Below are 23,015 nucleotides of genomic sequence, written 5' to 3'. Positions count from 1 at the left end.
AGGGAGAACCCACATGCGTCCGGAAGACGTCATCGCCGACAAGCGCCGGCCCTACACCGGGGCGGAATACATCGAAAGTCTGCGCGACGGACGCGAGGTCTACATCGATGGCGAACGGGTCGCCGACGTCACCATCCACCCCGCGTTTCGCAATTCGGTCCGCTCGATCGCTCGGCTGTATGACTCGCTGCACGACCCAAAGCGGCACGACGCACTGACCTGCCCGACCGACACCGGGTCCGGCGGCTACACCCACAAGTTTTTTCGCGTGCAACGATCGCGGGACGAGCTGATCGGAGCGCAAGGCGCGATCGCCGAGTGGGCCCGCCTGACCTACGGCTGGATGGGCCGGACCCCTGACTACAAGGCCGCTTACACCAATACCTTGGGTGGCAATCCCGAGTACTACGGGCCCTACGCCGGCAACGCCCGCGCCTGGTACAAGCGGGCGCAGGAAACCGTGCCGTTCATGAACCATGCGATCGTCAATCCGCCGGTTGACCGGCACAAACCGGCCGAAGCGAGCAAGGACGTCTTCGTCTGTGTGCAGAAAGAGGTCGATGGCGGCATCATCGTCTCGGGCGCCAAGGTGGTCGCGACATCGGCGGCGATGACGCAGTACAACTTCATGGGCCAATCCTCGAAGACCGCGACCGAGGATCTGGACATGTCGCTGATGTTCCTGGTGCCGATCGATACCCCCGGCCTCAAGCTGTTCTGCCGCACCTCCTACGAGCAGGCCGCCAGGCAGAGCAGCCCGTTCGACTACCCGCTGTCGTCCCGGTTCGACGAGAATGACGCGATTTTCGTCCTCGATAAGGTCTTCATCCCGTGGGAGGATGTCTTCATCTATCGCGATCCGGCGCGCGTGCTCAGCTTCTATCCCCGCTCCGGTTTCACCCACGGCTTTCAGTTCCAAGGCTGCACCCGCTTTGCCGTCAAGCTGGACTTCATCGTCGGCCTGCTGGCCAAGGCGCTGCGCTGCACCGGCGGCGACGAGGCGCGCGGCAACCAGGTCCTGCTGGGCGAGGCGGTCGCCTGGCGCAACCTGTTCTGGTCGCTGTCCAACGCGATGGCGCACAACCCAAGCCCGTGGAACGGCGACGCCGTGCTGCCCGACATGAAGGCGGGTCAGGCCTATCGGGTGTTCGCCCCCGACGTCTATCCGCGGATCAAGGCGATCGTCGAGCAGACCGTCGCCTCCGGCCTGATCTACCTGCCATCGTCAGCGAGGGATTTCGCCAATCCGGCGATCGACCCCTATCTGCGGCAATACGTCCGCGGCTCGCATGGCATTGAGTACAAAGAGCGAATCAAGATCATGAAACTGCTGTGGGACTGCGTCGGTACCGAATTCGGCGGCCGGCACGAGCTGTATGAACGCAACTACGCCGGCGGCTGGGAGGATATTCGAGCCCAGGCGCTGACCGGCGCGGAGAAGGGCGGCGATATGTCCAAAATGGAGGCGCTGGTCGATCAGTGCATGGCCGAATACGACGAGAACGGCTGGACCGGGGACACCTGGAGTTGACGATCGGATCTTTGGCCGTCGTCAGCCGGCATTGACCTCCAGCTGATCATATCCGCGGGCCCGATAGATCACCGCGGATGCGATCCAGCTCACGATGAACAACCCGATAATCAGGAAGCCGATGGTGCCGAAATTGTCGTTCAGCGCCCCGATGCCGTCCCAGAACCGACCTGTCAGACCAAACTGAACGCCGATCAGCCCCAGTGCCTCGATCCCGCCGACCAGCAGGGCGACCACCACGGACACGAAGGTGATGGTCATGTTGTAGTACAGTTTGCGGATCGGCTTGATGAAGGCCCAGCCGTAGGCGCCAAGCATCAGGACGCTGTCGGTGGTGTCGACCAGCGACATGCCCGCCGTGAACAGCGCCGGGAACACCAGGATCGACCAGATCGACAGACCCTGCGACGCCTGCGCGGCCGAGATCCCAAGCAGCCCCACCTCGGTTGCCGTGTCGAAGCCCAGGCCGAACAGGAAGCCTAGCGGATACATCTGCCAACTCCGCCGGATCAGCCGGAACATCGGGCGGAACAGCCGCGCCAGCGGTCCACGCCCGGCCAGCAGCATGTTCAGGTCTTCGTCCACGTAAGGCGCGCCGGCCTTCACCCTGCTGAAAGTCCGATACACGGTGATCAGGATCACGATGTTCATCGCCGCGATCGCCAGCAGGAACAGTGCCGAGACCAGCGTCCCGATCACGCCACCGACGCTCTGGAAGGCGTCGAACTGGTTCTTGAAGGCCATTGCGGTCGCGGCGATGGCGACCGAGGCCAGCACGACGATCGTCGAATGGCCCAAAGAGAAGAAGAACCCCACCCCGACCGGCCGCTTTCCCTCCTGCATCAGCTTGCGGGTGACGTTGTCGATGGCCGCGATGTGATCGGCATCGACGGCGTGGCGCAGGCCGAAGCCGTAGGCCAGCAAAGCCGTGCCGAGCAGCACCGGGTGGTGACGGAATGCCAGCAGCGCCCATGCCCAGGCGGCGACATTGAAACCGATCAGGATCGCGTAAAGGCCCGCGATCTTCGGTCGGAGGTTGTCCGCCCGGTCGCTGAAGATGCCGGCGATAACACGTTGCATGGCTGCCCCTTGATGTCTTTTCCAGCATACTATTTACTTGAAAAGTAGGACGTCCAGTGGGCAGTTCGGCGCCGTCATCGGATCGGAACTCCCATGCAGCGCATCACCATCACAATCGACGATCATCTGCTGGAAACGCTCGACGCTGTCGTGCGGCGGCGCAATTACTCCAGCCGGTCGGACGCGGTGCGAGACATGATCCGCGATTCGGCTACGCGGCAACCCTCATCTGAGGACGCAGCGCCCTGCATTGCCGTGCTCGGCTACGTCTACGACCACGCGACCCGCGCCCTGGCGCGGCGGCTTACCCAAGCCTCGCACGACCGTCACGACCTGACCGTCGCCGCAATGCACGTCCATCTTGATCACGGAAGCTGTCTAGAGGTGTCGGTGTTGAAAGGGGACACGTCCGCGGTGCGCGGATTGGCGGATGTACTGACCGCGCAGAGGGGAGTTCGGCATGCCAATCTGCACGTCGTACCGGCGCGGACGTCGGTCGCCATCCACGATCACGGATCCGGAGTGGCCGCCCATTCGCATGTCCATGCGTAGGATTTTGCCGCCCCGGCTTTGCCGCCCCAGGCTCTCGCCAAACAGCGAAAGCGCCTACCCTTGCTTGGCGATGATCTTGTCCTTGATGCCGTTATAGACGTTCGACGGAATGATCTTGCGGTTCACCAGATCGTCCTTGCCCTTGTATGGACGCCCCTTGATGATCGCGGCCGCACGCGTCTTGCCAAGCCCCGGCAGGGCGTCGAGGTCAGCCGCCGACGCCGAATTGATGTCAACCAAGGTCGAACGGGCCGAACTCGAACCGGTCGTCGGACTAGGCGAAGCCAGCGTAGGGGAAGGCTTGCTCGGGGTTGTATGTGTAGTCTGCGCCGCCGCCGGCAGCGCCAGCGCGGCGACAACGGTCCCGATCAAGCCAAGAGTGCCGAGTTTCATCTGTGTCCCCTTTGTTGCGACACGCAGGTTAACGCCGCGAAGGCGCGCCGGTTCGGCCCGGTTCGCGCCGGTTGCCGAACCGGCGCGACAATTATTCGGCCGCGACCGCAGCCGCGGCGTATTTCTCGATCCATTCGCGACCAAGCCGGACCGCCTCATCCGGCGTCAGCCAGGACCAGTCCGCGCCGCGCGAACGCAGCGCCACCCAGACCGTTTCACCATGGACATGCTCTTCGACCGAGAGGGGTGTGGAGTGCGACATAGACTTGGCCTTATGCGTGTTTGGTTGCGGTGTTCAGCGAGCCGTCGAGGCGGTTCCGATGTCGCGGTTCCCTGGGAGTCGGCTTAAATAAACTCGCGACATTTTGATCGGCAACGCCATATTCTTGCCGCATCCGCCATGCGTGCCGCAACCGGAAAAAGCAAATTCGTTGCGAATTCACGGAAATTTCCGCCGGGAAACCGCGCGGCGTGTTGCCGGCGCAACAGCGCCGTCGCCGCGCCGCCCTCAGAATCCGAACATGTGGTCGAGCGAGAAACCGCCGGCCTGATCCATCAGCCCGTGATAGCCGAACAGGCGGCAGGTCTGGTCGCGCACCAAAACGTAGCCATCCGGCCCCGCCGCCGCCAAGGCCGCGGCATCGAACGCGGCGTGCGGCCACACCATCACCGACCCCGAACAGGCGATCTGCACCGCCTGTTCGGCGATCAACCCGCCGCTTCCGTCAAGCAGTTGCAGCGTGGTCGAGGAGAACCGATGCCACGGCCCGGACGCCGGATAGATCAGCACTGCGAAACTCCGCCGAACCGCATCGCCCAGTTTCAGGAACAGCCGTGTGGTCAGCCCCGGCGGCGGCCCGGCATAGGATTGCGGCTCGTCGCGATAGGTCATCGCGGTGTTAAAGATATGCGCGCCGAAGCTGGACTCGGCGGCATGACCCGAGTCGCGGTCCTGGTAGCGGAACAGCGCGTGCAGCCAGCCGTCGGCCTCGCCGCCGTCGCGAAAATCGTAGACCAGTTCGCCATGTCCCTGCTCCACGTCGAACCCGTCCAGGTCCATCGCCAGCCCATGGTCCCGCCGCAGGCACCCCAGGAAGCTCTCGCCCCGCCTGGTCCCATCGGCGGCGAACACATCCAGCCGGATCGGCAGGTTGGTTTGCGCGGTGGACATCGGGGTCGGCTGGAACGACGTGCGGAACCGGTCCGCCGGCAGGATCGGGAACGGCAGGATATAACCCCGTCCCATCTCCGCCGGCAGCGTGGCGATTCCAGGGTCGGCACGCAGATTGTCGCGCTCGACATTGACATGGGCGATCCGCACCCGGTCGTTCTGCGTCACCTCGTAGCGCGGCCGCACCACATGGCGCCCGGCGCGGATTTCCAACTGCGCCGGCCAGCGCAGCCCCGGCAGCAGATCGGCGACATCCAGCGCCACGGTCGCAAACGGACCGATTTCCTGCGCCAGCGCCACCGGTCGTTCGGCCCCCATGCGGTCGAGCGCGATGCCTCCCGCGGGAATCGGCACCGCGTGACTGTTCTGCAGCCACAGCACCACCGTCTCGTCGGCGCGCGGCGCCGGCAGCCCGGCAAAGCGGTCCGACGGCCAGGCGTTGGCGTCGTGCGTGCAGGACAGTGACGCGCCGTTGTCGGAGGCATAGGTATCCAGCGCGTATTTCACCACATCGTGGCCGGCGACGCCGATCGCATGGATGAACAACTGGCCGGTGAACGGGCCCAGACCGAAGCGCCGCCTGACCTCGCGGCTGTCGATCGAGAAGCCGCCGGCCCCGGACGGCAACGCCTGCTCCCAGGTCGCCAGGACCGCGCCATCGGTATCGAACAGCCGCAGCCACAGCCGGACCTCGGCAGCGCCATAATTGGCCCAATAATTGGCCGACACCACGCGCGTGCTCAAGCCATCCGCGTCGCGAAAGAACGCGTGGTTGGTGGCGAAGTTCAGCTTGTCCAGGTAGCGGGCGCGAAACGTCAGCAGGGCGTCCGGCAGGCGGATGTCGTCCAGCGTCGCCACCATCGCGCCGGTGGGCAGCATCGGCGCGACCCGAACCAGCGTCCTGGCGGCGTCGAAACCGGCGATCAGCACCGACCGCGCACCGCTTTCCCCGATCCGGGTCAAGGCGCGCGCGGTCAGCCCGCCCCGGGTCTGCCCCACGGCGGCGACGTCGTGCACGAACAGGCTGTCGACCGCGGTCGGATACATCGCCAGCAGCGCATCGGCGATGCCGTCGGGGTCGTACAGTGCGACAGGAGGTTCGAGTCGCGCGTACAGGGCGGCGATCGCCTCGGCCGCCAATGGATGGGCCAGCGCCTTGTAGATGACGTTGCCCCCGGCGCGGGCGTCAAAGGTTTGAATGCGCAACATGTGTGTTCCGACGCCCCGATCTATCCGTCGAGCCCCGGCGCCGGATGCTGGATTCCCGGACGCTCGGGGGCCGGAAGCTCGATGCCCGGACGCTCGGGGCCCGGACGCTCGGGGCCCGGACGCTCGGGGCCCGGACGCTCGGGGCCCGGAAGCTGTGGCGCCGGAAGTGTCAGCCCCGGCATTCCCAGGCGATGCCGCATCTCCGCCGCGGCGGCCGGCGTGTCGTTCATCGGCGCCACCTTCCAGGTCGAAAACCGCCCGGCGAACGGCCGAATCCGATCTTCCCGCATCATGCCGTCGAGAAACAACCGCTGGCGGCGCGAGGATCCGGGCAGCGCCGCGAACATCACCGGCGCGGCGGTGGCCGCCGCCTCCGAGATCATCGACACGCTGTCCTGCGTCACCACGATCAGATCGGCCAGCGCCAGCAGTCCAAAGTAAGGATTCTCGCCCCTGAAATCCCAGACCCAGCCGCCGCTCGGTGCCAACGCGGTGCGGATCAGGTCGGTGACGGCCGGGTCGGTGCGCCGCGACGGGGTCACCACCACGCCGACCTTGTCGCGGCTTGCCATCGCCGACAGGTCGGCCGCCAGCCCGGCGCCCACCTCGCGGTCCAGCCGGTAGCGCCCGTTGCTGCCGCCCAACAGCACGGCCACCAGCGGGCGCCGATACTTACCCAGTCGGTCGCGCCAGATCTCCGCCTCGGTGGCCAGCCGAGCCGGCGTCACCCGATGCAGCGCGGTGCGGGTAACGAAGACGTTCGGCCCGGTCAGCTCGTCGTGGCGGTTGGCGACGATCAGATCGAAGCGGCGGATATCCATGCGCGGGTTCTGCACCTGCACCACGCGCATCGATCGCCGCCGCAGCGCCGCCAGCACCGACCCCGCCATGCCGCCGCAACCGATGGCGAGCGCGGGGCGCGGCGCCCTGACCGCATCGGCCACCGCGGCCAGCGGATTCGGCCAGAATTTCGCGGCGATCCATTTCCACGGCGCGGCCGGCTTCAGCTCGCGCAACTCCGGGGTCAGGCCAGCCGCCTCGGCCAGACCCAACGCCTGCGCGCGCAGGCCGGCCAGACCCTCGCTGATCACCCATGCGGCGGCAGTGTCGGACATGCCTGGGCTTTTCGGCGCCCCGCCGTCAAACGTCAATCATCAAAGGTCAATGCGGACCCCGGGTCCCTCGCCTTGCCCGGGTCCCTCGCCTTGCCCGGGTCCCTCGCCTTGCGCCCTGGCAGCTTCTATACCGTTGGCGGGTCATCGGACAGGACGCCGCCCATGCAACGCGATCTGATCGGCTACGGCGCCAACCCGCCCAATCCCAACTGGCCGAACCGGGCCAGGCTGGCGGTCAATTTCGTGCTGAACTTCGAGGAAGGCTCGGAACCCTCGGTTGCCGATGGCGATGCCGGCTCGGAATGGGCTCTGACCGAATACGGCAGCGGCGACCCCGGCGTGGCCGGGCGCGACCTCGCCGCCGAGGGCATGTTCGCCTACGGCAGCCGGGTCGGCTTCTGGCGGGTGCTGCGGCTGTTCCAGCAACGCGGCCTGCCGCTGACCATCTTCGGCTGCGCCCTCGCCCTGGAGCGCAATCCCCCGGCTGCGGCCGCGATCGCCCAGGCCGGCTACGACGTCTGCTGTCACGGCTGGCGCTGGGAAAAGCATTTCGAACTATCCGAGGACGTCGAACGCCAGCGGATCGCCCGCGCCGTCGCCTCGCTGCGGACCTCGATGGGGGAACGCCCGCTGGGCTGGTACTGCCGCAGCGGCCCCAGTGTGAACACCCGCCGCCTGCTGGTCGAGGAAGGCGGCTTCCTCTACGACTCCGATGCCTACGACGACGAGTTGCCATACTGGACCGAGGTCGACCGCAAGCCCCATCTGGTCGTGCCGTACACCCTGTCGACCAACGATTCAAAATACGGCCGCGGCACCTTCGCCACCGGCGACGATTTCTTCCACTATTGCCGCGACGCCTTCGACTTTCTCTACGCCGAAGGCCGGACGCAGCCGAAAATGCTGTCGATCGGGCTGCATATGCGCCTGATCGGGCATCCGGCCCGCGCCGCCGGCCTGCAGCGCTTGCTCGACCATATCGGCCGGTTCGACGCGGTATGGGTCACCCGGCGGCTGGATATCGTGCGCCACTGGGTGGCCAATTTCCCGCCGCCGGTTGCCGCTGCGGGTCCACGCTGATACGGACTTTCATGCCCCCCGATGCGCAGGCGACGACAGCGACGCGGCCGGCCGAGCGGATCACGCGGCAGAATATCCTAGTGGTCAAACTCGGGGCGTTCGGCAACATCATCCTCTCGCTGGCGGCATTCGCGGCGATCCGCCAGCATCATTCCGGCGCCAGGATCAGCGTGCTGACCAGCCAAACCTACGCCGGCTGGCTGCGCGATTTTCCCTATTTCGATGACGTGCTGGTTGACCCCCGACCGCGCTGGTGGGACCTGGCGGGCCTGCACCGGCTGGGCCGCACATTGGCCGACGGACAGTTCGCCAGGGTGTACGACCTGCAGACCTCGGCGCGATCCTCGCGCTACTTTCGGCTGTTCCCTGCCAAGCACCGGCCGCAGTGGTCCGGCATCGCGTTCGGCTGCGCGCTGCCCGATCGCGATCCGAGGCGCAACGTGCTGCACGACACCATTCGCCAGCAGGGCCAGTTGCGCCAGGCCGGGATCAGCGTGTTCCCGCCGGCCGACCTGTCCTGGTGCCGCGGCGACATCGCCCGTTTCGCGCTGCCGGCCGATTTCGCGCTGCTGGTGCCCGGCAGCTCGCCCTCGCGTCCGGCCAAGCGCTGGCCAGCGGCGCGTTATCAGTCGCTGGCGCAGCTGCTGCGGCAGAAGGGCATCGCGCCGGTGGTGATCGGCAGCGCGTCGGAGCAAGACCTCGCCGCCCAAATTCCCTCGGCGATCGACCTGACCGGGCAGACCGGCTTCGGCGACCTGGCGGACCTGGCCCGCGCGGCGCAATTCGCGGTCGGCAACGACACCGGCCCAATGCATCTGCTCGCCACCGCCGGCTGTGCGACGACCACCCTGTTCTCCGCCGATTCCAACCCGTCGCAATGCGCCCCGAGCGGCCGCTGGACCCGGGTTCTGCAGCGGCCCGACCTGGCCGACCTGGCGGTCGAGACAGTGCTGCAAAGCCTGCCGACGGATGCCTGCCCGACTGGTGATGCCGACCCGACTGATGCCGGCCCGACGGATGCCGGACCGATTGATGCCCGCCCGACTGGTGCCGGCCCGACTGGTGCCAGCCTGGAAGATGTCCGCCCGGAAGATGCCGGCCCGATTGATGCCCGCGCGACTGATGCCTGACAGCCCGATCCGGCCGACAAGGAGCACCGCCGCCGCCGGCGTTCCAGCCGACGGCGTGCCGATGCCGCAACGGATGTGGGCGATCCTGACCATCGCCCTCGGCCTGACCCTGGCGGTGCTCGACGGCGGCATCGCCAACGTCGCGCTGCCGACCATCGCGCGCGAAGTCAACACCTCGCCGGCGAACTCGATCTGGGTGGTGAACGCCTACCAGTTGGCGGTGACGATTGCCCTGCTGCCGCTGTCCTCCCTGGGGGAGATCTACGGCTACCGGCGGATCTACCAGGCCGGACTGACGCTGTTCACCTTGGCCTCGCTGGCCTGCTCGCTGTCGTCCTCGCTGCCGACGCTGATCGTCGCGCGCATGCTCCAAGGCCTCGGCGCCGCCGGCATCATGAGCGTCAACAGCGCCCTGATCCGCTTCATCTACCCCCGCCGCTGGCTTGGCCGAGGCGTCGGACTGAACGCCACAGTGGGCTCGATCGCCTCGGCGCTGGGCCCCTCGGTGGCCTCGGTGATCCTGGCGGTGGCGCCCTGGCCCTGGCTGTTCGCGATCAACGTGCCGCTGGGACTGCTGGGCGCGGTGATCGCGCTGCGCACGCTGCCGATGACGCCGCTGTCGGGCAGCCGGTTCGACTTCCCCAGCGCGGCGCTGCAGGCGGTCGCGTTCGGCCTGCTGCTGTTCGGCATCTCAGAGATGGGGCACGGCGACTCATGGGTCCGCGTCAGCGTGGAACTGACCGTCGCCGCGGTGTCCGGCTGCGTGCTGGTGGTGCGCCAACTCAGCCGCACCGCGCCGCTGCTGCCGGTCGACCTGCTGCGCATTCCGCTGTTCGCGCTGTCGGTCACCACGTCGGTCTGCGCCTTCATCGCCCAAGCCGCCGCGCAGGTGTCGATGCCGTTCCTGTTCGAGCACCACTTCGGACTGGACCAGGTGATGACCGGGCTGCTGATGACGCCCTGGCCGCTGGTGGTGGCGGTGATCGCGCCGTTCGCCGGGCGGTTGGCGGACAAATACCCAGCCGGGCTGCTGGGCGGAGCGGGATTGGCGGTCATGGGGCTGGGCCTGCTGGCGATGAGCCTGCTGCCGGACCATCCGTCCACCCTCGACATCGTCTGGCGGATGACGCTGTGCGGCATCGGCTTCGGCTTCTTCAACACCCCGAACAATCGCGCGATCATTACTTCGGCACCACCGATCCGCACCGGCGGAGCCAGCGGCATGCAGGCCACCGCCCGGCTGCTGGGCCAGTCCACCGGAGCGGCCATGGTGGCGCTGGTGTTCACCGCGTTCCCGCTGACCGGCACCACCGTGACGCTGTTCATCGCCGCCGGCGTGGCTGGGGTGGCGGCCTGCGTCAGCTTCAGTCGGCTGACGGCGGCCTGACCGGCGGCAAGGCCGGGCGGACGTCGGTGTGAACGAAGTCGTTGCCCTTGAACAGCAGCGGCTGCCCGGTGGCGATCGCCAGCGCGTAGGAGAAGCAGTCGCCGATATTCAGCGCCGCGCGATGCCGCCCCTTGCCAAAGCGGCGGAAGCCGTTGATGGCGATCCCCGCCTGCTGGTGGGTCACGTCGATGATATCGACCCCGGTCAGGGCCAGGAACCGATCGAGTTGGTCGCGTCCGGCCTCTCCCTTGCGACCTTCGATCACGCAGGAGAGTTCGACCCGGGTCACAGCCGACACCAGGCGTACGACCGAGGCCGCAATCGCCTCATCGAACAGGCGCTGATCGGGTTCGTCGAACAGCACCGCAACGATTGCCGAGGTGTCCATGACCATCAGGTCCACATGCCGGCTTCATCGTAGCCGACGATTTCGTCCGCGCTGCGCGTGTCGTAGTCCGGCAGTGCCGCGCACTGTTTACCAAGCGCCTCGAGTTGGGCAGCCAGGTCGGTCGGCTGGCCGCGCCGCAGCCGCTCGCGCGCCAGCCGCTCGCGCAACGCCTTGCGGATGGTGTCGGTCAGTGACTCCCCGGTGAGGGCCGCGATTTCGCGCGCGAGGCGGTCGGTCTCTTTGTCCTTCAAGCTAAGCGCCATGATTTGTGCTCGTTTCTAGAATTTAGCAATATTTATATAATGCTGCGGCCGAGGATGTCCAGGCTCGACCGCAAAACGACAACTACGCCAGGCTTGATGCGCACACCGACCAATCCTCCCCAACCGTCGCCACCGCCCGCCTTCCGCCCTATGCTCCCCCCACCGCGGCAAAGAGGCTCCCACCCATGACAACCCCCCTGGCAGGCATCACCGTGCTCGATTTCGGTCAGATCTATCAGGGCCCCTACGCCACCATGCTGATGGCCAAGGCCGGCGCCGACGTGATCAAGATCGAGCCGCCCGGCGGCGAGCCGTTACGCCGGCGGGTGATCGCCACCGGCGGCGAAACCACCCTGCCGATCGCCATGCTGAACGCCAACAAACGCGGCGTGACGCTGAACCTGAAATCCGAAGCCGGGAAAGATCTGCTGAAGCAGATGGTGGCGAAGGCCGACGTGCTGCTGGAGAATTTCGCGCCGGGCACGCTCGATGGGCTGGGCGTCGGCTACGATGTGCTGCGGCCGATCAATCCAAGTTTGATCTATGCCACCGGCACCGGCTTCGGCATCAGCGGGCCGGACCGCGACAACCTGGCGATGGATTTCACCATCCAGGCCGCCTCCGGCATCATGAGCATCACCGGCGACCCCGACGGACCGCCGATGAAAGCCGGCCCGGCGCTGGTCGATTTCCTCGGCGGCATCCATCTCTATGCGGCGGTCCTCAGCGCGCTGCTGCAGCGCCAGGCCACCGGCCTGGGCCAACTGGTGGAGGTTGCCATGCAAGAGGCGGTGTATCCGACACTCGCCACCAGCTACGATTACCATCTGCGCACCGGCAAGGTGCCCCCGCGCACCGGCAACCGACCGGCCGGGCTGGGCAGCGCGCCGTACAACGCGTTCCGGACCAGGGACGGATGGGTGGCGATCTACACCGTCACCGACGCGCACTGGCAGGCCTTGTTGCGCGTGATGGGCCGCGCCGACCTGGCCGATGATCCGCGCTTCGCCAGCCATGCGGCGCGCGCCCGCAACATGGACGCGACCGAGGCGCTGGTCACCGCCTGGACCGTCGGCCTGGACAACGCCGATGTCGTGGCGGCGGCAAAACGCAACCGCATCCCCGCCGCCGCGGTGCGCAACCCCGTCGAGGTGATGAACGACCCCCACATGCACGAACGCGGCATGCTGCGACGGATCGAGCATCCCGCGCTGGGATCGATCATTGTGCCGGATTCTCCGCTGCGGCTGCACGGGTCAGAACGGGTCGAACCGCTGCCCAGCCCGTCCCTCGGCCAGCACAATATGGCAGTCTATGGCGAATGGCTGGGGCTGGGCACGGACGGCGTCGCGCGATTGCAGCAAGCCGGCGCGATTTAGCGCGACATGGGCTGACTGCCGTCCATTACTTCCCAACACCGGGTCAGGAAGACGCACGCCGGTCATTGTAGGTCAGACAGGGATGAGGTCCGAGATGCCCCGTCGCAACAGCGATGCAAGCCCGCCGCCGAAGCGACTGGCGCAAGCTTTCGCGCTGCACGAGCGGGGCCGGCTTGCTGCCGCCGAGGACATCTATGCGGCTATGCTCCGCCAGCAGCCAAACCACGTCGAAACGCTGTATCATTTCGGCATCCTCGCGCTGCAGACCGGCCGCGTGCCCTTGGCGGTCGGGCTCCTGGCCAGGGCAACCACGCTCGATCCGCGTTCGGCTGCCGAGTTCGGCGCACTGGGCAGCGGACTGATGTTACTCGGCCGCCCCGAAGCAGCGATCGCCAGTTTCGACAAGTCGATCGAATTGGATCCGAACGCGGCGGAGGATCATTACAATCGCGGCCGAGCCCTGCAGGAGCTGAAAAGCTTCGATCAGGCCATTTCCAGCTTCGATCGCGCCATCGCGGCAAGGCCGGACTTTTGCGATGCATATTTCAATCGCGGCAACTCATGCCAGAGCATCGGCAAGCTTGAAGACGCGATCGTCAGTTTCGAACAGGCGATCGGTGTCAGGCCGGGCTTCGCCGAAGCCTGGTACAACCGCGGCAACGCGATGCGCGAATTAAGACGTTACGAAAATGCGATAGACAGCTACGCCAGGGCGATCGCCGCCGATCCACGCCACGCCCGGGCCCATTCGAACCGCGGCGTTGCGCTGCAGGCGCTGGACCGCCATCAACAGGCGCTGGCCGACTTCGACCAGGCCATCGCGCTGCGGCCCGACTATGTCGAGGCCCATTCCAATCGCGGACGCGTCCTGCACGACCTCGGGCGTCACTCGGATGCTCTCGTCAGTTACGACAATGCCCTCACGCTGCAGCCGGACTTTGTCGACGCCAATTGGAACAAGGGAGTCCTGCTCCTGCTGTTGGGTCGGTTCGAGGCCGGATGGACGCATTTCGAGTGGCGCAAGCGGCTCGATCCGCCCCGCGGCAACCGGACGTTTCGCCAGCCGCCCTGGCTGGGCCAGCAGGACCCGACCGGCAAGACGATCTTCATCCATTGGGAGCAGGGGTTCGGCGACACGATCCAGTTCTGCCGCTTCGCCAAACGCGTGCAGGACATGGGTGCCACCGTGATCCTCTCGGTCCAGCGTCCGCTGCTGCGTCTGATCTGCACCCTGGATCCCCGTATCGAGGTCATCGCGGAGTCCGAGGCGCCGGATCGGTTCGACTATCATTGTCCGTTGGCCAGTTTGCCGCTGGCGTTGCGCACCACACTGGCGACGATACCGTCCGAACCGCGCTACCTGTCCGCGGCGGCGGAACCGTGCCGGTATTGGCGGCAGTTGCTGTCCGGTGTCGAGCCCCTGAAAGTCGGCCTGGTCTGGGCGGGCAGCGCGCGGCAGGGCGATCCGGGCCTGGAGCTGATTGATCGCAGGCGGTCGATCCCGCTGGCGGCCTTCGCGCCGCTGGCGCGGATTTCCGGCGTTTCACTGGTCTCGCTGCAGAAGGGACCAGCGGCGGCACAATTGCGGATGCCACCTGCCGGCCTTCATTTGCACGACTGGAACGATCAGCTCGAGGACTTCGCCGACACCGCGGCGCTGGTCGACGCGTTGGATCTGGTCATCAGCGTGGACACCGCGGTCGCCCATCTGGCCGGCGCGCTGGGCAAGCCGGTATGGCTGCTGAATCGCTTCGACACCTGCTGGCGGTGGCTGCTACACCGCCACGACAGCCCATGGTATCCGACCGTTCGGCTGTTCCGACAGCCGGCGATGGGCGACTGGTGCAGCGTCATCGCAGGGGTCCGGGATCAACTGCGCGCGCTGGCCGAAGCCTCCAACGCCGGCGTAACAGCACCAGGGCCGCGCGTTGGATAGTCCGACCGGGTGCGATAGCGCGCGATCGCTTTTGGCGGCATCACCAAAAGCGTGAATCGCCCTCTACAAACAATGGTTTGCTGGGCATTGTCGGTTCAACTTGAAGCGATAATGCCCGAGTGTCCTGCCTGCTGTGTTCGCCGCATTCTGCGGCGGACATAGAAGACAAGCAGGCCACTGAAAACAAACAGCTAGTGGCGCGAGATTGAGGTTCGCCCATGATGGCGAACTTCCGACTCGGGACACTAGGAAAACGGCGGGGTAATGCCCCGCCGTCGTCGTCTTCCAAAGGTAGCCGCCCTCACCAGGTCACAATAGTCGAGAATAGGAACCCCTGGCCATGCGCGTCGCGGGTGCTGGAACCCGGCACCCCGCTCGGGCTGGAGGTACCCAGACCGCCGGTGTTGAAGTCGAACCCGCCCTGGTGGCGCTCTACATACTGGTATTCGGCGACCAACTGAATGCCGGGAGCCAGCCGATAGGCACCACCGAAGCCGAACTCGAATTGATGCCGCTGCGACACGTGTACCAGGTTGGCGCTGCCCTGGTCTTGGATGATGCCGGCATCGATACCGGCGGTGACCGGGCCGTTGGCGTAGGTCAGACCATAGAGGAATGAATTTTCCGGCGCACCCCCGGTCGGACGCATCGACGCCTGGCCATTGTACGCACCGCCGATATACGACACCGCGGCGGTCAAGTCGGCCGCCGTGACGGCGATGCCGGCCTGGTAGAAGCTCAGGGTGTCATAGCGCAGGAAGTTGCCGTTCGCGGTCTTGAAAGCAAGAGAGCCAGGTGGGGCCGCCACATAGGCCGTGGTGGTCAGGTCCTCCTTGCTGGCCGCCTCATAGAACGCGTAGGCCTTGAAGTCGACCGGCCCGAAGTTCTGCTGGAAACGACCACCGATACCGGTCTGGTTGTACCAGCGCTGCGCGTCGTCGCCCGAGGTGACCGAGATACAGGTGTTGCTGGCCTGGTTGCACAGCGTCGACGATAGCGGGTTGGTCTGGGTGTTGTTGGAATAGGCGTTGCCCTGGCTGGGGGCGTACTGCACGCCGAAGTCGAAGCCGAAGAACTGCGGCGTCAGATAGACGATCTTGGCGTTGCCGTATTCGTTGCCGGCCTGCGCCAGCCACGGCCAGGATAGCCCGCCACCGCCAACCGCGGAAATCGCCCCGGTCGCCTGAAGGCCGCCCTGGAAGGTGCCGACGCCGCCGTCCCAGCACGACGAACTGAACACGCAGTTGTCGAACAGCCCGACCACGCCGTCGGTCTGGCCGATGCGCACGATCCCCAGGCGGTCCGCCGCCAGGTAGGTAAACGCCCGCCGGACGAACAGGGTCTCGGTGGAGGTATTGCCACTGGGGCTGGTTTGCGCGCCCGGGGTGTTGGATGCGCCGCCGCCGCCCGACTGGGCGATGCCGGCATAGAACGCGGTGCGGATTTCCGCCGCGGCGCCGTAGCGCAGGCCGTTGGCGGCCATCGCATCCATGCCGGGATACAGCCGCAGGTAGGTCGCGATCCCGACCGGATTGAGCTTGTAGCCGTTCGGCGTGCCGCCGGTCGGGCTGGGGGCAATCCCGACGTTCCCTGTGGAGTAATCGGCCACGACGTCGGATTCCACGCGCCCATTCAGCCGGATGACAAGTGTGCCGGGCGCCGGCACCGCATCGACGTTCGGCGCATAGATGGTGGACAGCGGACCCGCGGCGGCTGAGCCAGTCGGCGTATTGGCGGTGCCCCAGGCGTTGTTGTTGTTGTTGGCGGCCGGGCCGGCGCCATACGGCGCCACCAACTGGCCTTGGTTCGGGTTCGCAATTTTCTGGGCAAGCGCCAGACTACTGGATGCTCCAAGAATGGCGGCACTGGTCATGAGAAGTTTGCGCATGTGAGTCCTCCTTGTAGCGCCGGTTCGCCGGCGATCTGCTTGCCCCGCCTATTCGGTCCCCCGGTGCCGGCGAAAACGATCACCAGCCCTCGGCAAATCTAATGAATATGTGTTAAGTTTGGCGCAACCTCCTTATGGAGGAAGCGTGGCGTTCATACACAAGCGTTGCTAAAAAACCACACGACGGCTGATTTGACCGATCGCAATCCCCACAACGGGGCGCCCAACAACGGGGGGAGGAACAGACCGATGGAACTGCACGATCTGGTTGCTTCAGACGTCCTGCCGGAGATGGCCTACACGCAGAAAAAGGCCGAACGCATCCTCACCGCGCTGGAAAAACCGATGAACGACCATCTGCTTCGACTGTGGACGATGCCGGGGTCGGCCGATCGAGAACTGTGGATCCGCGACCTGATCAACTGGATCGATGAAATTGCCGAAATCGTGCTGCGCCCGGCCAATACCCGTCCGCCGCATATTTTCTACTACAAGCTGCTATTCTTCGAGCCGTTCGGCGGCGGCGCCGGCACAGCCAACATCCTGCGCCGCCTGCGCCGACTGCATCGACAGGGTTTTCCTGTCCAGATCGATGTCACGGCAGATGTATTGCTAACCCGCCTGCAGGCATTCCATCGCGACCTTTCGGGTCTGTGCGCATCCAAGATCATGGGCGAGGACCAGATCCGCGGGTTCTTGCGCGAGCATTAGCGCGCGATCGCTTTTGGCGGCATCACCAAAAGCGTGAATCGCCCTCTACAAACAATGGTTTGCTGGGCATTATCGGTTCAACCTGAAGCGATAATGCCCGAGTGTCCGGCAGGAACATACGTGAGACCGCGAATTAAGGCTTATGGCTCCGCGCATAAGCGTTCAGCACCTTCGCCATACGGGTAAGGTGGCCTTTTCCCCCGGCCCGGAAGAACGCGAAGGTTTCCGGTTCAAGGCGCAGATGCACAGCGGTCTTGCCCGGCACATCGGTTTCCATGATGGCGGCGTTGCGCCAGAAACCCTCGTTCAAGGTGATTTCAGGAGCATCCGCCGGTGTCGCTCTCGTCTGGCCCTTCGCCTTCATTTGCTTGATCTCTTCGAGCGAAGACTGCCTTGTATCGTCGCCTGCCATGCTCTCCTACCTTCCATGCAGTAATCAGGTGCCTTGTGTCGCCTCGCCATGTGTAGGCGATCACATAAAACGTGCCGTTCGCCTGACCAAGCGCCTGAATGCGTTCTTCGCCATAGTCATTGCGGAGATCGACGGACTCGATGACTTCCGGGTCCCCGAAAATCAGCGCGGCTTCCAGAAGATCGACCTTCCGTAGCTCCAGTTTTCCCGTCGCTTATCCTCGTCCCATGAAAACAGCATAGCAGAAGATACACAAAAAGTGTATCTTCTTCAAGCCCAATGAAGCGTAGCGGGATTGCCCCAGCGCCTGATCGACGTTGCGCGTGGCCATGTCTGCCTCTTTGCCGGCGGCGCACCATTGCCGGCGGCGCACTATTGACAGCACTGTAAGCATTGCCACAGTCAATGCCATACCGCGATGATTAACCGGACAGGCCCCATGCTCAGACCCAGCCCCGGGCAAGGCTACGAGGAGACCGAGCCCAACTTCCGCCGGTCGCGCAACGCATCCGGCCCAGCGCTTCCCGCGTCATTCGGGCCTTCAGCCACGCCAGGTCGGCTTGTGCCCGACGCAGCGGCATGACGCCATCCAGCGTTGAGATAATCCCAACCCGTTATCAGCGTTAGCGCCGCGGCGATCCAAAGCATCACCTCACCGATCAGGGACACCGGAAGAAAGCCGATGCCCAGCATGCTGGCCGAGGTGCTTCCAGCCAGCAGCGTGCCGAGCGCCCCCATCTGGAAACCGGTTTTCCATTTTGCCAGTCGCGTCACCGGAAGACCAACCCGGATGCCGGCCAGATATTCGCGCAAGCCGCTGACCAGGATTTCGCGAAGCACAATGACGATGGCCGGATAGAGCCCGAGCGGGGAGAGCCGGTGTTGGCCCACCAGAAGCATCAGCGTCGCCCCGACCAGCAGCTTGTCGGCAATCGGATCCAGCATGCGTCCCAGGTCGGATTGCGCCAATCGAGAACGCGCCAGCCTGCCGTCGAAATAGTCCGTGATAGCGGCAAGGCTGAAGACAACGCACGCCGCCAAATCTCCCGCCGGCGTGGCTAACGCGACCAACGCGATCAGCAGCGGTATCGCCGCGATACGGGAAAGCGTCAGAAGGTTGGGAAGATCGGTCATCATGCCGAACCAGATTTAGGATCACCACATAGGTGCTTATCGCATTTGGCGGAAGCGGCTACCGATTATCAAGCGTTCTCTCGCCGCGCGCCGGGATGAAAATGGGCGTAGACGCGCAGCGCGGTCTCCCGACTGATCCCTGGCGTGGCCTCAAGATCGGCCAGGCCCGCCATCTTGACGCCGCGAGCCGACCCAAAATGGTTGAGCAGCGCGCGTTTCCGCGCCGAACCAATCCCCTGGATTTCGTCGAGCTCGCTCCGGCGGATCGCCGTCGACCGTCCCGCTCGGTGCGTGGTAATCGCAAACCGGTGCGCTTCATCGCGAAGCCGCTGCAAGAAATACAGCACGGGATCGTTCGGCGGGAGTTGGAAAGCGGCGGCTCCCTCGGTGTGCAGCCATTCGCGCCCCGCGTCGCGATCCGGCCCCTTGGCGATTGCCACCAGCTTTACATCGTTCACCCCCAGGTCGGCCATGACATCACGCGCCGCCGTCAGTTGTCCCGCCCCGCCATCGATCAGCACAAGGTCCGGCCAATCCGTCAGCGCCGCGCCTTCGGCCTGCTGCTTCAGCGCCCGCGAGAATCGCCGTTGCAGCACTTCGCGCATCATCGCGAAATCGTCGCCCGGCGTGATCGGTCCACGGATGCCGAATTTTCGATACGCCGACTTCTCGAACCCGGCGGCGCCACCGACGATCATCACCCCGTAAGGATTTGCCCCCATGATGTGGGAGTTGTCATAGACTTCGATGCGCTCCGGCGACGCCGCCAGGTTGAATAGCTTTGCGACGCCTTCCAGCAACTTTGCCTGCGCGGTCGATTCCGCCAGCTTGCGCTCCAGCGCCTCGCGCGCATTGATCTCTGCATGCAGCACGACGTCACGCTTCTTGCCGCGCTGGGGACAGCCGATCTCAACCTTATACGACGCCTTCAGCGATAGCGCCTCGGCGATCAATTCCACCTCAGGGAGCTCTTCGTTGACCAACAGTAGTGGTGGTGGCGGTTTGTCGTCGTAGAACTGAGTAATGAACGCCGCCAGCACCTCGGGTATTTCCTCCGACTTCGTGTGGACCGGAAAGAATGGCCGGTTGCCGTTGTTATGACCGCCGCGGACAAAGAAGACCTGCACGCAGGTCCGACCCGCGACCTGCCAGGCGGCGATCACGTCGGCATTGCTCAGGCTGGCCGGATTGACCACGCTATTGCCCTGCACGAAGGTCAATCCCCGCAGCCGGTCGCGCACCGCCGCGGCCCGTTCGAAGTTCAACGACCCGGCCGCGTCCTCCATTTCCGCCGCGAGTTCCTGCTGCACGTCGCCCGACTTCCCGGCCAGAAAACTTTTGGCCTGGTTCACCAGCTTGGCATAGTCTTCCGGCGTAACCCTGCCGACGCACGGGGCAGAACAACGCTTGATCTGAAACAACAGGCATGGCCGCGTGCGGCTGGCGAAAACCGTATCGGCGCAGGATCGCAAAAGAAACACGCGTTGCATGGCGGTGACGGTCTGATTGACCGCCCAGGCCGATGCAAATGGTCCCCAGTAGCTACCCTTGCGGAGCTGCGCGCCGCGGTGCTTGGACACTTGCGGATACGGATGATCTTCTCCCACGACGAGCCAGGGAAAGGATTTGTCATCGCGAAGGACGATATTGTACCGAGGCTTGAGCCGCTTGATCAGATTGGCTTCAAGCAGAAGTGCCTCGGCCTCGGTGTGAGTGGTGACGATTTCCACCGACTCGGTATCCGACACCATGCGACGCAGGCGTTCCGACAGCCGTCGATCCTGAACGTAGGCCCTGACGCGCTGCTTCAGGTTGCGCGCCTTGCCGACATAAACCGCCTCGCCCTTGGCGTCGATCATCCGATAGACGCCGGGGACCGAGGGCATGGTCTCCAGTGCGGCCTCGATTACGGTGGCGCCTTTATCGCTGTTCGCATTCATCTCATCAGGACCGGTTACGGGACCTTTTCCCAGGCTGGGTGGCCCTCTGGCACGCCCATCTACACGCCTAATGATAATAGATTGGCCAACCGGCGGCTTCCAGTCGCGAACCCATCTTGTTCATCGCATGGCAAGGATTCGCTGGCCGACGTCGCGTATGCGGCCGATCTCATCCTCGAACCGCGAGCACGCTCAGCCCGGCTCGGCAATCCGGTCGATCTCCGCCATCTCGTCCGCGCTCAACACCCAATCGCCCGCCTTGACGTTCTGCTCAAGCTGGTCGGGCCGCGTCGCCCCGGCGATCACGCTGGCGACCGGGCTTTGTGCCAGCAACCAAGAGAACGCCAACTGCAGCATCGTGCGGTCACGCGATTCCACGAAATCCGCCAGCCGCTCCGAGATCCGCCAATTCTGCTCTGTCAAGTAACGATCTGCCAGGCGCTGCGTTGCGGCCAGTCTTGAGCCGGCCGGTAGCGGCGTGTTGCGGCGATACTTGCCGGTCAGCAGCCCGCTCGCCAACGGGAAATACGGCAGCAGCCCAAACCCAAGCTTTCGCGCCGCCGGTAGCAGTTCCGCCTCCGCCGCGCGATGCACCAGCGAATATTCATCCTGGCAACTGACAAAGCCGGCAAGCCCGACGGTGCGCGCGGTCCACGCCGCCTCGGTCATCTGCCAGGCAGCGAAGTTGGAGCAACCAATATAGCGCACCTTGCCCTGGCGGATCAGGTCGTCCAGCGCACGCAGGGTTTCCTCGATCGGCGTGCGCGGGTCGACGCGATGCATCTGATAGAGATCGATCCAGTCGGTCTTCAGCCGGCGCAGGCTGTGCTCGACCGCCGCCATGATGTAGTGCCGCGATCCACCGACCATTTCCCCGCTGTCGTCCATCGGCGCGGCGAACTTCGTCGCCAGCACGATGCGCTTGCGGTCGTCGCCCAGCACGCGACCCATCACCGTTTCCGACCCGCCGCGCTCGCCATAGACGTCGGCGGTGTCAAACAGTGTTATCCCAAGGTCGAGCGCCTTGTGGATCACCGCCCTGGTCGCCGCCTCATCGATCCGGCCGCCGAAATTGTTGCAGCCCAGGCCGATCGACGACACCCGAAGGCCAGACTGGCCGAGATTGCGGATTTCCATGGATGCAGCGTCCCGACGATGTTCGCTGCCAGCTTTGCCCCCGCAACGGGGGATGGTCAAACCGAGCCCCGCCGGCGACCACGCCGGTCAATCAGAACACGATCAACTTATCCACGCCGCGGCCGCGATCGGACGGCGCGTCAAACTCCAGGCCGGGCCCGACAGGCACGATCCCGCTCGGATTGATCCGCCGGTGGCTCATGTAGTAGTGCCGCTTGATGTGACCGAAATCCACCGTCTCGGCGATGCCGGGAATCTGGAAGATATCGCGGGTGTACGCCCACAGGTTATTGTAGTCCACGATCCGCCGGATGTTGCACTTGAAATGACCATGATAAACGCAATCGAATCGAACCAGCGTGGTGAACAGCCGGATGTCGGCCTCGGTCAATGCGTCCCCACACAGAAAGCGTGACTGCGCGAGGCGGCTTTCCAGCCAGTCCAATGTCTCGAACAGCGGCATCACCGCGGCTTCATACGCCGCCTGGGTCGAGGCGAAGCCGGCCCGATAGACGCCGTTGTTTAGCGTGTCATGGACCCGGCGGTTGACGACATCGATCTCGCCCCGCAACGCCTTCGGGTAGTAGTCGCCCGGCGCCGCGCCCACCTGGTCGAACGCCGAGCCCAACATGCGGATGATATCGGCCGATTCGTTGTTGACGATGGTCTGGGTGTGCTGGTCCCACAAGATCGGCACTGTCGCCCGCCCCGTATAGTCGTCATCGGCACGGGCATAAAGTTCATAGACATAGCGGCTGTTGTAAAGCGGATCCGCCACCACGCCGTCGCCCGCCGCGAAGCTCCAGCCGTGCTCCGCCATCAGCCAATGCGTCACCGACACCGGAATGATCGCCTGCAGCCCCTTCAACGCCCGCATGATCAGCGTCCGGTGCGCCCACGGACAGGCGAGCGAGACATAAAGCTGATACCGCCCCGCCATCGCGCGGAAGCCATCCTGCCCGGTCGGGCCCGGGCGCCCGTCCGGGGTGATCCAGTTGCGGAACGCGCTGTCGCCGCGCTCGAAATGACCGTCCTTGGTGGCGGGCGGCTCCTGCTCGTGCCACACACCGTTGCTCAGCAATCCCATCGGGCCCCCCCTGGTATGCGACCTTGATGGTCCACGCCGAACCTCCGCCGCGCGTCGATCCCAGGATCCAAATCTCCAGCCGGATTATTCAG

At 65.1% G+C, this 23,015-nt stretch carries 22 protein-coding genes; 8 read left to right on the top strand and 14 right to left on the bottom strand.

Features of this window, described 5'->3' with window-relative positions; genetic code table 11:
* Window positions 1-13: 13 nt before the first annotated feature.
* Entirely contained in the window at window positions 14-1,531 is a 1,518-nt protein-coding gene (locus ACQY4Y_RS03595; protein ID WP_428489185.1) for a 4-hydroxyphenylacetate 3-hydroxylase N-terminal domain-containing protein, read from the top strand.
* A 21-nt stretch (window positions 1,532-1,552) separates the two neighbouring features.
* Here the strand turns inward: ACQY4Y_RS03595 and ACQY4Y_RS03590 are convergent, their stop codons facing one another.
* The gene (locus ACQY4Y_RS03590; protein WP_428489184.1) at window positions 1,553-2,611 is read right to left on the bottom strand and encodes a HoxN/HupN/NixA family nickel/cobalt transporter; all 1,059 of its coding nucleotides are present in this window, start codon (window positions 2,609-2,611) and stop codon (window positions 1,553-1,555) included.
* Window positions 2,612-2,704: 93 nt separating this feature from the next.
* Here ACQY4Y_RS03590 and nikR point away from each other — a divergent pair, with 93 nt between their 5' ends.
* A complete protein-coding gene (gene nikR / locus ACQY4Y_RS03585; RefSeq protein ID WP_428489183.1) occupies window positions 2,705-3,163 on the top strand; it encodes a nickel-responsive transcriptional regulator NikR in 459 nt (152 codons plus the stop codon).
* A 54-nt stretch (window positions 3,164-3,217) separates the two neighbouring features.
* Here nikR and ACQY4Y_RS03580 read toward each other — a convergent pair whose 3' ends face one another.
* From ACQY4Y_RS03580 to ACQY4Y_RS03565, 4 genes are all read right to left on the bottom strand, one after another.
* Window positions 3,218-3,556 (bottom strand): ComEA family DNA-binding protein, encoded by a 339-nt coding sequence (locus ACQY4Y_RS03580; RefSeq protein ID WP_428489182.1) that lies wholly within the window; start codon window positions 3,554-3,556, stop codon window positions 3,218-3,220.
* Window positions 3,557-3,647: 91 nt separating this feature from the next.
* On the bottom strand, window positions 3,648-3,818 hold the full coding sequence (locus ACQY4Y_RS03575) for a hypothetical protein (protein ID WP_428489181.1): 171 nt from the start codon (window positions 3,816-3,818) through the stop codon (window positions 3,648-3,650).
* A gap of 246 nt (window positions 3,819-4,064) precedes the next feature.
* Entirely contained in the window at window positions 4,065-5,936 is a 1,872-nt protein-coding gene (locus ACQY4Y_RS03570; protein WP_428489180.1) for a hypothetical protein, read from the bottom strand.
* 20 nt (window positions 5,937-5,956) lie between these two features.
* Window positions 5,957-7,051, bottom strand: coding sequence for an ELM1/GtrOC1 family putative glycosyltransferase (locus ACQY4Y_RS03565; RefSeq protein WP_428489179.1), 1,095 nt, complete (start codon window positions 7,049-7,051; stop codon window positions 5,957-5,959).
* Between the two features lie 162 nt (window positions 7,052-7,213).
* On the opposite strand from ACQY4Y_RS03565, the gene ACQY4Y_RS03560 reads away from it, so the two are divergent.
* The 3 genes from ACQY4Y_RS03560 to ACQY4Y_RS03550 are packed head-to-tail and all read left to right on the top strand — an operon-like array spanning window position 7,214 to window position 10,648.
* Window positions 7,214-8,131, top strand: coding sequence for an allantoinase PuuE (locus ACQY4Y_RS03560; protein WP_428489178.1), 918 nt, complete (start codon window positions 7,214-7,216; stop codon window positions 8,129-8,131).
* An 11-nt stretch (window positions 8,132-8,142) separates the two neighbouring features.
* Window positions 8,143-9,261: a glycosyltransferase family 9 protein gene (locus ACQY4Y_RS03555; RefSeq protein WP_428489177.1), complete on the top strand. Its 1,119-nt coding sequence runs from the start codon at window positions 8,143-8,145 to the stop codon at window positions 9,259-9,261.
* A complete protein-coding gene (locus ACQY4Y_RS03550; RefSeq protein WP_428489176.1) occupies window positions 9,239-10,648 on the top strand; it encodes an MFS transporter in 1,410 nt (469 codons plus the stop codon). The genes ACQY4Y_RS03555 and ACQY4Y_RS03550 overlap by 23 nt, the downstream gene beginning before the upstream one ends.
* Here ACQY4Y_RS03550 and ACQY4Y_RS03545 read toward each other — a convergent pair.
* Window positions 10,626-11,042, bottom strand: a complete 417-nt coding sequence (locus ACQY4Y_RS03545; protein ID WP_428490726.1) for a type II toxin-antitoxin system VapC family toxin — start codon at window positions 11,040-11,042, stop codon at window positions 10,626-10,628. The genes ACQY4Y_RS03550 and ACQY4Y_RS03545 overlap by 23 nt on opposite strands.
* Window positions 11,042-11,287 carry a type II toxin-antitoxin system VapB family antitoxin gene (locus ACQY4Y_RS03540; protein ID WP_428489175.1) on the bottom strand — a complete coding sequence of 82 codons (246 nt, stop codon included), beginning with the start codon at window positions 11,285-11,287 and terminating at the stop codon, window positions 11,042-11,044. The genes ACQY4Y_RS03545 and ACQY4Y_RS03540 overlap by 1 nt, the downstream gene beginning before the upstream one ends.
* 197 nt (window positions 11,288-11,484) lie before the next feature.
* Here ACQY4Y_RS03540 and ACQY4Y_RS03535 point away from each other — a divergent pair, with 197 nt between their 5' ends.
* Together ACQY4Y_RS03535 and ACQY4Y_RS03530 are read left to right on the top strand one after the other, a co-directional pair.
* On the top strand, window positions 11,485-12,678 hold the full coding sequence (locus tag ACQY4Y_RS03535; RefSeq protein WP_428489174.1) for a CaiB/BaiF CoA transferase family protein: 1,194 nt from the start codon (window positions 11,485-11,487) through the stop codon (window positions 12,676-12,678).
* A gap of 94 nt (window positions 12,679-12,772) precedes the next feature.
* A complete protein-coding gene (locus ACQY4Y_RS03530) occupies window positions 12,773-14,614 on the top strand; it encodes a tetratricopeptide repeat protein (RefSeq protein ID WP_428489173.1) in 1,842 nt (613 codons plus the stop codon).
* Between the two features lie 301 nt (window positions 14,615-14,915).
* Here ACQY4Y_RS03530 and ACQY4Y_RS03525 read toward each other — a convergent pair whose 3' ends face one another.
* Window positions 14,916-16,502, bottom strand: a complete 1,587-nt coding sequence (locus tag ACQY4Y_RS03525; protein WP_428489172.1) for a hypothetical protein — start codon at window positions 16,500-16,502, stop codon at window positions 14,916-14,918.
* Window positions 16,503-16,751: 249 nt separating this feature from the next.
* Here ACQY4Y_RS03525 and ACQY4Y_RS03520 point away from each other — a divergent pair, with 249 nt between their 5' ends.
* Window positions 16,752-17,213, top strand: a complete 462-nt coding sequence (locus ACQY4Y_RS03520) for a hypothetical protein (RefSeq protein ID WP_428489171.1) — start codon at window positions 16,752-16,754, stop codon at window positions 17,211-17,213.
* A gap of 133 nt (window positions 17,214-17,346) precedes the next feature.
* Here the strand turns inward: ACQY4Y_RS03520 and ACQY4Y_RS03515 are convergent, their stop codons facing one another.
* From ACQY4Y_RS03515 to ACQY4Y_RS03490, 6 genes are all read right to left on the bottom strand, one after another.
* Window positions 17,347-17,625, bottom strand: a complete 279-nt coding sequence (locus ACQY4Y_RS03515) for a BrnA antitoxin family protein (RefSeq protein WP_428489170.1) — start codon at window positions 17,623-17,625, stop codon at window positions 17,347-17,349.
* Complete coding sequence (locus ACQY4Y_RS03510; RefSeq protein ID WP_428490725.1) at window positions 17,531-17,827, bottom strand: BrnT family toxin; 297 nt, start codon at window positions 17,825-17,827, stop codon at window positions 17,531-17,533. Before ACQY4Y_RS03510 ends, ACQY4Y_RS03515 begins: the two co-directional genes overlap by 95 nt.
* Window positions 17,828-18,090: 263 nt before the next feature.
* Window positions 18,091-18,762, bottom strand: coding sequence for a CDP-diacylglycerol--glycerol-3-phosphate 3-phosphatidyltransferase (pgsA, locus tag ACQY4Y_RS03505; RefSeq protein WP_428489169.1), 672 nt, complete (start codon window positions 18,760-18,762; stop codon window positions 18,091-18,093).
* A 65-nt stretch (window positions 18,763-18,827) separates the two neighbouring features.
* Complete coding sequence (gene uvrC, locus ACQY4Y_RS03500) at window positions 18,828-20,699, bottom strand: excinuclease ABC subunit UvrC (protein WP_428489168.1); 1,872 nt, start codon at window positions 20,697-20,699, stop codon at window positions 18,828-18,830.
* A 192-nt stretch (window positions 20,700-20,891) separates the two neighbouring features.
* Entirely contained in the window at window positions 20,892-21,836 is a 945-nt protein-coding gene (locus ACQY4Y_RS03495) for an aldo/keto reductase (protein ID WP_428489167.1), read from the bottom strand.
* 91 nt (window positions 21,837-21,927) lie between these two features.
* Window positions 21,928-22,923, bottom strand: coding sequence for a glutathione S-transferase family protein (locus ACQY4Y_RS03490; protein WP_428489166.1), 996 nt, complete (start codon window positions 22,921-22,923; stop codon window positions 21,928-21,930).
* Window positions 22,924-23,015: the final 92 nt, after the last annotated feature.

This window comes from Rhodopila sp. (genome assembly GCF_965277165.1).
Lineage (GTDB): Bacteria > Pseudomonadota > Alphaproteobacteria > Acetobacterales > Acetobacteraceae > Rhodopila.
The sequence above is the reverse complement of the archived record's forward strand: the minus strand, read 5'-3'. Positions and strand labels throughout refer to the sequence as shown.